General features: G+C 59.7%; 11 protein-coding genes and 1 pseudogene. 7 read left to right on the forward strand and 5 right to left on the reverse strand.

The window, feature by feature from the left end; genetic code table 11:
* Positions 1-45 precede the first annotated feature (45 nt).
* The 4 genes from M3149_RS20515 to M3149_RS20530 form a co-directional block, all read right to left on the reverse strand.
* Positions 46-360 carry a DUF736 domain-containing protein gene (locus M3149_RS20515; protein ID WP_026437459.1) on the reverse strand — a complete coding sequence of 105 codons (315 nt, stop codon included), beginning with the start codon at positions 358-360 and terminating at the stop codon, positions 46-48.
* A 763-nt stretch (positions 361-1,123) separates the two neighbouring features.
* Positions 1,124-1,333, reverse strand: coding sequence for a hypothetical protein (locus tag M3149_RS20520; RefSeq protein WP_026437460.1), 210 nt, complete (start codon positions 1,331-1,333; stop codon positions 1,124-1,126).
* Positions 1,334-1,393: 60 nt separating this feature from the next.
* The gene (locus M3149_RS20525; protein WP_026437461.1) at positions 1,394-3,448 is read right to left on the reverse strand and encodes a ParB/RepB/Spo0J family partition protein; all 2,055 of its coding nucleotides are present in this window, start codon (positions 3,446-3,448) and stop codon (positions 1,394-1,396) included.
* A 79-nt stretch (positions 3,449-3,527) separates the two neighbouring features.
* Positions 3,528-4,355, reverse strand: a complete 828-nt coding sequence (locus M3149_RS20530; RefSeq protein WP_251711279.1) for a DUF932 domain-containing protein — start codon at positions 4,353-4,355, stop codon at positions 3,528-3,530.
* Between the two features lie 678 nt (positions 4,356-5,033).
* Here M3149_RS20530 and M3149_RS20535 point away from each other — a divergent pair.
* The 7 genes from M3149_RS20535 to M3149_RS20560 all read left to right on the forward strand — a co-directional run bounded on the left by M3149_RS20535 (position 5,034) and on the right by M3149_RS20560 (position 11,682).
* On the forward strand, positions 5,034-5,225 hold the full coding sequence (locus tag M3149_RS20535) for a type II toxin-antitoxin system RelB/DinJ family antitoxin (RefSeq protein WP_034713134.1): 192 nt from the start codon (positions 5,034-5,036) through the stop codon (positions 5,223-5,225).
* 28 nt (positions 5,226-5,253) lie between these two features.
* The gene (locus tag M3149_RS20540) at positions 5,254-6,189 is read left to right on the forward strand and encodes an ABC-three component system protein (protein ID WP_202900057.1); all 936 of its coding nucleotides are present in this window, start codon (positions 5,254-5,256) and stop codon (positions 6,187-6,189) included.
* Positions 6,186-6,437, forward strand: coding sequence for an ABC-three component system middle component 6 (locus M3149_RS23215; RefSeq protein WP_026437464.1), 252 nt, complete (start codon positions 6,186-6,188; stop codon positions 6,435-6,437). Before M3149_RS20540 ends, M3149_RS23215 begins: the two co-directional genes overlap by 4 nt.
* Positions 6,434-8,155 (forward strand): ABC-three component system protein, encoded by a 1,722-nt coding sequence (locus M3149_RS20545; protein ID WP_026437465.1) that lies wholly within the window; start codon positions 6,434-6,436, stop codon positions 8,153-8,155. The genes M3149_RS23215 and M3149_RS20545 overlap by 4 nt, the downstream gene beginning before the upstream one ends.
* Positions 8,156-8,235: 80 nt before the next feature.
* Positions 8,236-9,564 (forward strand): SIR2 family protein, encoded by a 1,329-nt coding sequence (locus tag M3149_RS20550; protein ID WP_026437466.1) that lies wholly within the window; start codon positions 8,236-8,238, stop codon positions 9,562-9,564.
* Positions 9,542-11,425, forward strand: a complete 1,884-nt coding sequence (locus M3149_RS20555) for an ATP-binding protein (protein WP_198135306.1) — start codon at positions 9,542-9,544, stop codon at positions 11,423-11,425. The genes M3149_RS20550 and M3149_RS20555 overlap by 23 nt, the downstream gene beginning before the upstream one ends.
* Before the next feature lie 47 nt (positions 11,426-11,472).
* Positions 11,473-11,682 carry a KTSC domain-containing protein gene (locus M3149_RS20560; RefSeq protein WP_042043535.1) on the forward strand — a complete coding sequence of 70 codons (210 nt, stop codon included), beginning with the start codon at positions 11,473-11,475 and terminating at the stop codon, positions 11,680-11,682.
* Positions 11,683-11,693: 11 nt separating this feature from the next.
* On the opposite strand, the pseudogene M3149_RS20565 reads toward M3149_RS20560, so the two are convergent.
* Positions 11,694-12,305, reverse strand: a pseudogene (locus tag M3149_RS20565) (PDDEXK nuclease domain-containing protein); the annotation flags it as partial.
* Positions 12,306-12,431: the final 126 nt, after the last annotated feature.

The following is a 12,431-nucleotide window of genomic DNA, read 5'->3' on the forward strand; positions in this document are numbered from 1 at the left end:
CAGCAGCACTGCGCCCCGCCGCAACGGGCGGGGCGCTAGGGGCCGTCAGGCCGCTTGAGGCTTGCTGCGCGACCAGATCAGGTCGTGCGTGCCGTCCTCGCCTTCGATCAGGCGAGCATAGACCGTTGCCGGGAACGAAGGATCGTCCAGGGTCACGGACAAGTAATCCCGCCCGGCTTCGCTGGTCTTCTTCCACGCCGCGCCGATGTCGTGGCTTGCCGCCTGCAGGCGGAAGTCGGGGGCGTTCTCGTTGTTGCCCTTGTCGTTGGGAACCAGCTTGACCTTGACGTTGAGCGTCAGGGTGCGGAGTGTGCCGGTGAAACCGTCTTTGTCTGCGGTGAAGGTGCCGATGTTAGCCATGATGATTTTCCTTTCGGGTTGAACAAGATCGCGCCAGTGCGTCCTTGTTGTGATCCGGTCGGCGTGGGATGGGCGGGCCGCACCGCGCAGCGGTCGCAACACCGTGGAGAACCTGGAAGCGCAAACAATTTGTCTCGCGAGGAAGCCGCGCAGCGGCGGGGAAATTGCTTGCGCTGCAAGGTTGCGGCCATGAAGCCCAAGGCGCAGCCGTGCCCTCGCCAGGATTCACAACAGACCAAGGACGTACAGGCCGACCGCTCCCGAAAGGAGACATGGCCGACTCGACATCCCCGCGTGATGGTTTCACCGGCTTGTGCCCTGATGCGGCAAGGCCAACACCCCAGCGACAAGGCGGGAGCGCCCCTGCCGCAGCTTGCGGCACCCAGCTTGAGGCGTGGCGTGGAAGTTCCATGAGCAAGGCCGGGCGCGTGTCGGTGAACCGTCCTTCGTGACGTACAGGCGATGTACCGCCAGCGTCGAGGACAGCACGCTTTTGCACAACCTGCCGCAGCAAGCCGGGGCGTAGCCCCACATGCCCCGCTCATTGTGGCGGGACGTCATCGAAACTTTGCCCGCATCGGCGGGCATCGATCGCCGTACTGCGCGCAAGGCACTTGTGCGCTCGCCACGTCGCCGCCTGGTCGAAGGCGGCGACGTGGCGATTTTGCTTTGGACGTTGAAACCGAGTGCGGCGGGCCTCCGCCGCGCCCGGTTTTTTAACCACCGGCCCCAAGCCGGAACGGCTTGGGGCCGGTGCTGATCGTTATTCCTTCGTTTCGATAATCCACCACACGGCGCGCGGCAAGGCGCGGCCTGTGATGGGATGTAGGTTGGTCAGGTCGGCGCGGGCCATCCAGCCACTAGGCGGACGGTAGCCGCGCACGTCGCCATCGCCATGCCAGCGGCGAGCGCGTAGCGTGCCGGGGGCATAGACCGCCGCCATACGGGGGCGGCTCGTGGTGTTGCGGCTCATGGGAAATCCTCGGAATGAAGCGCCCCGGTCGGAACCGGGACGCTTATCGGCGGTGCAGGGTCACGCGCCCAGTGCCTCGACCTGCGGTTGCTCATCCGCCACGGTGGCGGCATCCTTCGGCGCTTCGGCTTCGGCCGCTCCGTCCTGCGCGATCTGCTGCGGACCTTCGGGACGGAAGATGGCGGGCATCCAGCCGGTGCCATCGGCCAGCCGTTCGGCCTCGCAGGCAATGTCGCCTTTCTTCAACTTCGCCAGTCGGGTGACGTGGGCCGGGGCGAACTCGCCCACGGCTTCCAGAATCACGACCTTGGAGACGTGGCGGAAATAACCCTCGGCGGTCGGCTTCCACCATGCCGCCATGTCCAGCCCCACGGCCTGCGCCAGTTCCGCGCCGGGCTGGCGCTGTGTGGCGCGGGGCGTCACCACGTCCACCGTAGCAGCGACGCATACCGCCAGCAGCCGCACCAGTTCGTCTTGCGGTGTCGCCAGCAGCACGGCGAACAGTTCGGCGCTGTCCTGTGGCAATGCCTCGCCCGCCACCTGCTGCAACTCGCGCAGCGCCACGGCGGCAGGTGATTCCGGCCAGTCCGGGGCCATGCCTTCCAGCCGGTCTTGCACGGTCAGGCGCACGCCAAGCGGCAGGTCGTGGCCGTAATGATTTTCCAGCAAGACGGTCTGCACCATGCGATGCACCAGCGCAGCCAGTGCCACCTGCGGGTGCCGGGCCACTTCGATTTGCAGCGCGGCAGTGCGGTGCGCGCTCAACCGTTGCGCCAGTCGGTCGGACAGGCTGACCGCGACCGTCACCGGCTCGGCGTCCTCGCCTTCGCTGTCGTCCGCGCCTTCGGTTCCGGCGAAGCCTTGCCGCAGCCGTTCCAGCGTGCGCAGTGCCTTCGCCTCGGCCTCACGCAACAGGCCGCGATGAATCACGGCCTCGCCGCTGCGGTCGGTGGTAACGATGGCACCGGCGACGGCGCGCACGTCCGGGGCGTAACCCTGTAAGGCATCCTCCACGGCTTGCAGTTCCCCGGCCACCTGTTCGCGGCGCGATTCCAGCGCTTCCGTCTTGCCGCCGTCTTCGGCGTCGTAGGCTTCTTCCAGTTCGGCGTCGATCTTGTCTAGGCGGTTTTGCAGCGAGGCGATGCGGCGGGCTTCGCGGGCGGTCGGTTCGCGGCGCTGGCGCGGCGCGTTCTGGAACGCCTGCCGTTCGGCATAGCTCAAGTGCGGCACGGCTTCCACCCACGCCCAGCCTTCGGCGCGGATGCCTTCGGCCAGTTCGTCCAACTTGCCGCGCACCAGCGTTTCCAGCAGCGCGGCGTCGGTCAGATAGGTGCCGCTATCGTCGTCGGCGAACAGGTCGCGGCGGATGCCGCCCCCCACCGCCGTGTAGGCATCCATTCCGATGAAATGCACCAGCGGGTGCGATGCGTCGATTTCGCGTTCCGTCAGACGCTCGCGCAGTGCAGATGCGCTACGCTGCCATTCGGGCGCGGCGTAGAACGCGGCTTGCTGCGCGGCGTGGTCGTCGGTGATGGTCAGGGCCATCAACTGTTCCAGCGTCACGCCACCAGCCCGATAGTCGGCCATCAGGCGCGGCGAGACGTTGGCCAACTTCAAGCGGCGTTGCACCACCAGCGGGGACACGCCGAAGTCTGCGGCAATGTCTTCGATGGGGCGGCCTTCCTTGACCAGCGCGGCGAACGCCTCGAACTGGTCGGCGGGGTGCATCTGCTCGCGCAGCAGGTTTTCGGCAAGGCTCACGGTGCGCGCCGAGGCATCGGGCACCAGCAGGCACGGCACCTCGTAGTCGGCGGCGATGCGCTTCTTCTTCGCCAGCAGCTTCAATGCGGTAAGACGGCGATCACCGGCCACCACTTCATACTGCTCGCCATCGGCGGCGAGGATGACGACGAGGTTTTGCAGCAGGCCGATGCGAGCGATGCTCGCGGCCAGTTCAGGGATGGACAGGCGCGGGGTCTTGCGTGCGTTGCGCTTGGAGCGGCGCGGCAGCAACTGCGAGAGTGGAACCAGAATCAGGTTCTTGGTCGGATCGGCCACTTCCAGCGGCGCGGCGGCTTCGATGGCGCGGGTTTCGGTTTGAGTAACGGCGTTCATGGTGATAACTCCTTGCGGTTAGGGATGCAGCAGCGAAAGAAGCGGCAAGGGCTGCTGCCTGCCCCTGCCGCGTGGGGATTCAGGCCTTCAACTGGCGCATGCCATCGGCCAGCAGCCAAAGCGCGCGATTCAGTCGGATGTTTTGGTCAATGCCCTGCACCGGACGGGTCTGCTGGCGGCGTCCGTTGGCGCTGCGCCCGCGCAAGCCGCCTTGGGTCAGGTTTTCTTGCGTGCGGTTGAACACGCTCCACAAGTCCGGGCGGCGGTCGTCGAAGCGGCGCGGCATCAGGATTTGCGATTCCGTGATGGGCGCGGGCTTGTCGGCGTCGTCGTACCTGAGGGCCAGCGCGGCACGGGCGAACACTTCGGATTCGCCATCGTTCAAGGTGATGGCGTGCATGGCATCGCGGGATTCCTTCACCCGGTCGAAGCCGCGCAAGACTTCGTAGGCGCCTTCGATGACGTGTCCGGCCACGTCGCCTTTATGCGGCACGCGCACGTCCGCCACCGTATCGCCGCAGACAAGGCCATTGCTGCACACGAACCGGAACATCCCGGCCAGCATCTGATAGCTGCTCGCGCCGTCATGGGAGTTCAGAAGCACAATTTCGTTGGCTTCCGCGCCGTTGATCTGGCTGGCATGGCGCAGACGCAGCATGTGTTTGGTGTAGTCGCGGCGGTCGTCGTGCCGCACGCGGGTTTGCGCTGCCATGAAGGGTTCAAACCCTTCCTTGCGCAGTTCCGCCAGCACGGCGGCAGTGGGGATGTAGGCGTACCGTTCGGAACGGCTTTCATGCGGGGCGTCCGCGAAGATGGACGGGGCCACGCGGCGGATTTGATCGTCGGACAGCGGGGAATCGCTGCGCAGCGTCGGGGAATGGGAAGCGAAACGGGATGCGAGTTGCATGGTCTTTCTCCAAGAGTTGCTGCTGTGGTTTCAAAGCTGACCGGATTCCAAGATTCGGAGCCCGTTGTGGCTTTGGTTGGTTCGGCGCAGAGACCTGGGCCGGTCCCTGTTTGCCGCCGTCTTTCCTGAGTTCATCGCCCGCGAAAAACCGGGCCAGCGAGGGACTGGCCGTCAAGGAAGAAGCGCAGGGTTGGTGCGGCCCGCAGCGCAGCGAGGACTCGGCCCTGCGCGCCTTGACGGCCAGGCACCGCGGGCTACGGTCGCGGGAAAAGCGATGAACTTGGGGAAGACGAACAGCGGCCGATGGGCCAAGGGGATGCGCTGAACCCAACGCCGCGCGGCGAGCGCCCCTGCGTGCCAGGGCACGCCTAGCTGGATTGGCCGATCAGGTGCAACCTGTTCGGCTGCATTCGAGGGGCGCCAAGCAAGGCGCGGCGGGGATGGGCTGTCCAGCCGATCCCCTGGAGGGCAAGCGTCGCGCGCAGGCCGGGAGCGTAGCGACGGCCGGAGGCATCAGGGATCAAAGCCGCATGGCCGCGACTCGCTACGAGGCGCGGGGCAACGCCCGCGAGCCCGACGGCGGCACGCCGGGATGCAATGCCACTCGTGACAAAAAGTAAATGACTTAAAAGCCCAGATGAGCCACAATGTAGCTACAACCACCTGTGAGCATATGAAATGGCTAGCACTGACGTCGTTCGTGCCCGGATAGACGGGCATATCAAAGAAGAAGCGAGCAGCGTTCTGGCCGAGATGGGACTGTCTGTTTCGGATGCCATCCGTATGCTGCTAACCCGCATCGCAGCGGACAAAGCGCTGCCATTTGACGTCAATCGCGTCCTTCCCCATTCGGATCGGAAGACGCCATGAGGTTGTGCCTGAAAACACTTAACCAGTCATGGCCCTGAACCGCATGGATCGCATACAACAGCTCGGCTACGAAAAAGATTTCCGCATCATCTTCCTTGAAGCCAAGGGGGACGGATTTCAGCGCCTGTTCGAAAAACTGATGGCGAAGGCCCACCCGAACGATTTCATGGCCTGCCGTCCATGGGGCAATGTTGGCGACCGGAAAAATGACGGATACCTGCCCTCGGCCCGGACCTTATTTCAGAGCTATGCGCCCAATGAGTTGAGTGCCGCCGAAGCCATCAAAAAGATCAACGAGGATTTCGGGGGCGCAAAAGAGCATTGGGAAAAATATTTTGGTGAGTGGACTTTTGTTCATAACGCACCCGATGGGCGCCTTGGCCCCCACATCATCGAAGCGCTGGCCAAGCTCTCGCAAGAAAACCCGAAGATCAAGATTGGCCACTGCGGTTGGGATGAAATGCTGTCGAAGTTTCGCCAGCTCAGCCTGCAGGATCTCGAATCCTGGTTCGGCCCCTCGCTGACCATGGAAGCAAACGTCAATCTGGGCTATAGCGATTTGATGGCCGTACTTACGCACATCAACGTTGCTCCCGCGCCAGAGACGAGTGAAGTCAAAGATGTCTCGCGGGGGAAAATCGAGGCAAATCTTCTATCTGCGGTGGTCGCCGATTTTTTGAAAATCGGGATGCAGAAGTCACCGTTGGTGACGCAGTTCTTCGATAACTGGAAGAACCCCGTGTACGGCGAACAAATTGCCTCGGCATTCAAGGGTAAATACGTGTCTCTGAGGGATGCGATCCCCTCGCTTCATCCCGATGAAATCTTTGGACAGCTTGAAACCTGGGCAGGGGGAGTCGTGAACACGACACCCACACATAAGGCGGCGGTGCTGGCGGTCATGGCCTATCTGTTCGACAAGTGCGAGATATTCGAAGATGCCCAAGCGGTGAGGTCAACATGATCCTACCGTCCAAGCATCTTCCGCAAGATCGCGCGCTACTCACCGTGGGCGGTCATGTCCTAACTTTTCTCGCGCGTCCCAAAACGGTTTCCGCGTTGTGGGAGGAATTGAACCGACAGGACCAAGGGATGGTTGCCATTCGGCCTCGGCGAATAACCTACGACTGGTTCGTGCTTGCGCTGGACCTGCTGTATTCCCTTGGCACTATCGAACTTGAAAATGGCCTTGTGGCACGGAGGGAAGCTTGATCCACCATCTTTTCAGCACGCTGCCCACCTTCAAGAATCTCGGCGATTTGAAGCCAGGTCTGAACGTGCTGCTTGCCCAAAAAACCGAAGGTGCCAGTACCAAGCAAACGCGCAACCGCGCAGGCAAAACGAGTTTCATTGAAACAGTGCATTTTCTGACCGGCTCGGAAGCCGGTCCTGATTCCATTTTCCGCACGCCGGAGTTGGCCGAATACACCTTCGGCATGGACTTCGATTTGAAGGATGCGCGGACCGTCGTCGAGCGCAGCGGGAGCGCCAAAGCCAAGATCTACATAACAACGCCACCGGAGACCAAGCGCAAGCTATCGGCAACCGATTGGGTCACGTTCCTCGGTGAGGAGATGTTCGGCCTGAGCAGCCTGGAGGCCGCAGGCAGCAAGCCCCCTTCGTTCCGGTCACTGTTCGCCTACTTTGTGCGGCGCCAGATGAGTGGTGCATTCACCACGCCAGAGAAGCAGGCCACCATGCAGGGAACGGGCGACATGCAAATGGCGCTGATGTTTCTCCTTGGGCTGGACTGGCAGATCGCGCGCGATTGGCAAGCCGTTCGTGATCGTGAAAAGACCTTGGAAGAATTGAAGAAGGCGGCGGGTACGGGGGCGTTCGGTTCAATCATCGGCAAGGCCGCTGATTTGCGCACGCAGTTAACCCTGCAGGAATCTCGCCTCAAGAAGCTCTATTCGGAAATCGAAACCTTCCAAGTATTGCCTGAGTACCGGGAACTGGAAGTCGAAAGCGCCAAGCTGACGCGTCAGCTCAATGAACTGGCCAACGCCAACACCATAGACTTCTCGGCCATCCGTGACCTCGAAGGCGCGCTGGCCTCCGAGATTCCACCTGACCTGGAAGACCTGCAAGCGATCTATCAGGAAGCCGGCGTTGCACTTCCAGGCCTCGTAAAGCGCCGTTACGAGGACGTGAAAAGCTTCCATCAATCGGTTGTGCGCAATCGCAAGGACTATTTGTCCAGCGAACTCGAAGCGGCACAGCTACGCATCGAGTTGCGCGACAGCCAGAAAGCGCAACTCGATCAGCGACGTGCGGAGATCATGGGCATCCTCAGGAGTCATGGCGCACTGGATCAGTTCCTCAAGTTGCAGGGGGAATTAGGTCGCCTGGAATCGGAGGTGGAATCCCTACGGCAGCGTTTCGAAGCGGCCGAGCAGCTCGAAGGCACGAAAAACGAGTTGGAGATCGAGCGCAACCGGCTCACGATCCGGCTGCGTCGCGATTTTGCCGAGCAGAAGGATCGGCTGGCCGAAGCCATCGTCGCTTTCGAGGAAACGTCGCAACGCCTCTACGAGTCGGCCGGCAGCATGACCGTCGACGAAACCTCCAACGGCCCGATGTTCAAGTTTCCGATGCAGGGTCAACGCAGCAAGGGCATCAAGAACATGCAGATCTTCTGCTTCGACATGATGCTTATGCGCTTGTGCCACAAGCGGCAAATAGGACCCGGCTTCTTGATCCATGACAGCCACCTGTTCGACGGTGTTGACGGCCGGCAGGTGATCAGCGCCTTGCGCTTGGGTTCGGAGATTTCGCAGGAACTTGGTTTTCAGTACATCGTGACGATGAATGAAGACGACGCCTTTAAAGAAACCATCGATGGCTTCGATCTCAATGACCATGTGCTTCCAACGCGTTTGACCGATGCCACGGAAGATGGTGGGCTGTTCGGAATTCGGTTTGGATAGAGGTGTATTTAAAAAATTGAAGGCCTGAGTGTGAACGCGTTGCCGGGGCCTAACGAAAAAAATTAAGGGACCTAAAAATCATGACAAAACCCCCAAGCGCAAGCACTGCCCCAGTTGCCGCACCTGTTGTCGCCGCCGCACCGACGTCTGCACTTCCATTCCCAGCGCTCCACGACGCAGCGCAGCAAGCAAGAAATCTGCGGCAGGTGCTCCAAGATGACAAGCAGCGTATCGGCTGTTTCCTTGGTGCGGGTTGCCCGCTTGGAATCTACGATGCGGCCGGCAAAGACAGCGTCGTGCTAATCCCGGCCATCGTCGAACTGACGAAGCGGGTCGCTGCCGGGCTGGAGGCAAGCGACAGCGCTTCCGGAGCCACATCAAAGTTCAAGGCGCATTGGGATGCATTGTGTGTGGAATGCAAACCATCCGATGACAAGGACCCGACCGTTGAAGACGTATTGACAGAGTTGCGCACTCTGGCCAATCGACGCGGGACTGCCGAGATTTTGGGAATGTCGAAGGAGAACTTAAGTGACCTGGATAACAAAGTCTGCGCACTGATTGCAACTGAGATGCGTAAGCCGCTCCCCGCCTATCGCAGTTCATACAATCGCTTTGCATCGTGGGTCGGTGGCGTTCAACGTGATGCTCCAGCGGAAATATTTACGCCTAACTATGACCTGCTTTTTGAACAGGCGCTTGAACAGCATCCGCTACCGCACTTCGATGGTTTTGTTGGCTCACGAGAACCATGGTTCGATTTGGCGTCGATCGAGCACGACGTAATTCCCGCGAGGTGGACGAGGCTGTGGAAGCTACACGGCTCCATCAATTGGGAGAAGAGCGAGGAAATCGTGAATGGGGCGAAGATTACGCGCGTTGTTCGCGTCACACGTGAGGCCGCAGCAGGCAAGGTAATGATCTTCCCTTCGCACCTCAAGTACGACCAAAGCCGTCGCATGCCATATCTCGCAATGCTTGATCGACTAAGGGCATTTTTCCACGGGAAGGATGCTCCCAGGCTTGTTGTGTGCGGATATTCCTTTCTCGACGACCACCTCAATGAAGTTTTGCTAGATGGATTGCGGGGCAACCGGAACGCTCAATGCTTTGCGCTGATGTATTCAGGTCTCGGACAACATTCGAGAGTTGTCGACTACGCAGTAAAACAGAGCAACCTCACCGTTCTGGCTTGGGACGGAGCAGTCGTAGGAACGCGCGTGGGGCTTTACCGTCCCGGAACCATTGGAGGCCACGAGCACACGCCGTGGCTGATGGAAGAAGCGGCCGCCGGTGGCGATCCCAAAGAACTTCAGCCACGTAGCCGTCTCGGAGACTTCCACTATTTTGGTCTTTTTCTCGAACAACTTTGTGGTGGGAGCAATCATGATGCGCAGCCCATCGTCTAATCTCGACCCTTCACGGCTTGGTACTGTTGAGGATGTGAACGGCTCAAGCGTGAGTGTGAAACTTGCGGAGAGCACACCGGGCGGACTCTTATTTGTCAATGGTGAGGCATATCGCGTCGGACAAGTCGGGGGATTTGTCCGTATTCCATCTGGATATGTAGACCTCTATGGTGTGATCTCACAAGTTGGAGCTGGCGCCGCCCCTGGTCCACCGGAACTCGCGCCTCAATTCGGCAATCGATGGCTTAGGATTGAACTCGTCGGCCAAGGACGCCGGGGAACAAAGTTTGAACGCGGCATCGCACAGTACCCCTCCATCGGCGACTCTGCCCATGTCGTCACCGAATCGGACTTGAAAACGGTCTATGCGCCTGGAGACGAAGATGGCTATGTCGCCGTTGGGCGCGTCGCCAGCGCCGAGTCGATCCGCGCATACATCGACATGAATCGCTTGATCAGCCGTCATTCTGCAGTGGTGGGAAGCACTGGCTCTGGGAAGTCGAATGCCGTGGCGAATCTACTTGGTGCTATTTCCGATCAAACTCGGTTCAAGTCTGCTCGCGTCGTATTGTTTGACCTTCACGGTGAGTATGCGAAGGCATTTGGCGATCAGGCCCGTGTATTTAGGGTTGGGGCGGATACCGCCGCAGGGGAGCGGGAACTCCATGTTCCATTTTGGGCGCTCACAGCGGAGGAATTTACTTCGTTGGCGATGGGTCCGGTATCAGGAACGCCCCTCGCGTTACTGCAAGAAAGGTTGTTGACCAGCAAAAGGGCATCGAAGCCGGGTGGCATCCCCCATGCCTTGCCTGATCTCAGCGTCACCGTCGATACACCGCTTCCGTTCTCTGTCTACCAGCTCTGGCACGACCTGTATTCATTGCATTGCGCGACTCATAGCGTTAGCAAGAACCAAAACCAGACTGAGGCCACGCGAGTCTATATCGAAGACGGTGCTCCTCCCCAAAAGGCCACCGGCGATGGCGACCAGCTCGTGCGTCCTCGATTCCGTCCGATCACAACAGAGGCAGGTGCCGACAAGGTTTATGGCGGGCTCTACATTGATGCGCCGCGACCGCACCTGGATGTGTTGGAAAGCAAGCTTCGCGATCCACGCATGCAATTCCTCTTCAACCCTGGTGAATGGGCTGTCGCGAAAGACGGCACTACAACGTCAGATCTCGATGCTCTGCTCTCAGCGTGGATAGGGGCCGACACTCCAATTTCAGTATTCGATCTGTCGGGAATTCCAACTTCCGTTGTAGATGATTTGGTTGGGGCCGTTTTAAGAATTCTTTATGACGCGGTGTTTTGGGGAAGGACGAAACCAGAGGGAGGTCGAGAAAGGCCGTTACTTGTCGTCATGGAAGAAGCGCACGTGTATCTCAGTGCTCAGTCAAAGAGCCGGGCAGCTACTGCCGCGCGGCGCATCGCGAAAGAGGGGCGAAAATATGGAGTTGGGTTAATGCTGGTCAGCCAGCGTCCTTCCGAAATAGACACTACGATCCTTTCGCAGTGTGGCACGGTCATCGCCCTACGTCTGACAAATGACTCAGATCGTGCTCAAGTTACCTCATGTGCATCGGATAATCTTAAGGGTCTCTTTTCGATGCTACCTGTTCTCCGCACCGGCGAGGCGTTGATTGTGGGAGAGGCTGTCAACATGCCGATACGGGCAATCATCGACCGTCCGCCAGAAGGCCGACGACCTGATAGCGACGATCCTGTGGTAGTTGTTCCCAAGGGTGCTGACGGGAACCGTATTCGGAGTGGCGGCTGGACTGAGCCGGTACAGAATGAAAATTACAAGCCCCTAGTGGAGGCCTGGCGTAAGCAAGATCCAAATGCTGGTGAGAAATAACCCCCGTAAGCCAAAAGTTTTATTACACCCAATGGAGATGACGCACTATGGAACGTACACCAGTAACCTCAACCGACATCTGTGCAATCGGCTATGACGCAGATACTCAAACCCTTGAAATTGAGTTCAATACTGGATCTGTATACGACTATTCGGACGTACCTCAAGGTGAATATGACGCGTTCATCGGCTCAGACTCAAAGGGGAAATATTTCCACGCCAATATCAAAAATCGATACTCGTTTGTAAAGCTCTAATAGAACGACACTTACCGCTTTCCCTTGCCAGCGCCAAGCTGCTCGATCTGCAGTCGAGCACGGGCTGTAGCTTGCTGCAGTCGCTCGGCCAGCAATTCGCGCGGCGGCAGCGTTGTCAGGTATTCGGCGACGTGGATGCCCGACTTGTCCAACTCCAAAAGTTCGATTTGCTCGGACTTCTTGCCGGTGCAGAGGATGATACCGAGCGGCAAGGCTTCCTCCGGCTCCCGTTCATGTTTGTCAAGCCAGCGCAGGTAAAGCTCCATCTGCCCCTTGTACGCCGCCTTGAACTCCCCGACCTTCAATTCCACCGCCACCAGTCGGCGCAGCTTGCGGTTGTAGAACAGCAGGTCAAGGTGAAAATCGTCGTTGTCGATCTGGATGCGTTTTTGTCGAGCCACGAACGTGAAGCCCACGCCCAGCTCCAGCAGGAAGGATTCCATCTCGCGGATGATCGCCGCCTCCAAGTCGCCCTCCTGCCAGGTGTCGCGCAGGCCCAGGAAGTCGAGGATGTACGGGTCACGCATGACCAGGCTGGGCGAGATGCGCTGCGCGTCGCGCATGGTCGCCAGTTCCTGCGCAATCATCGTGTCCGGCTTCTTGGACAGCGCTGTGCGTTCGTAAGGGGTATCCGCTTAGCTCCATCAGCCCCATTGACACTGTGATTTCATCCAGCAATGGTATCCGATTGCCTCTCCCCGGTGTTCTTGCTCACGACATCCCCATACATCACTGGCGGCGTCACCACC

Origin of the sequence: Hydrogenophaga intermedia, from assembly GCF_023715105.1 — a bacterium.
In the GTDB taxonomy this organism is placed as follows: Bacteria; Pseudomonadota; Gammaproteobacteria; order Burkholderiales; family Burkholderiaceae_C; genus Hydrogenophaga; species Hydrogenophaga intermedia_A.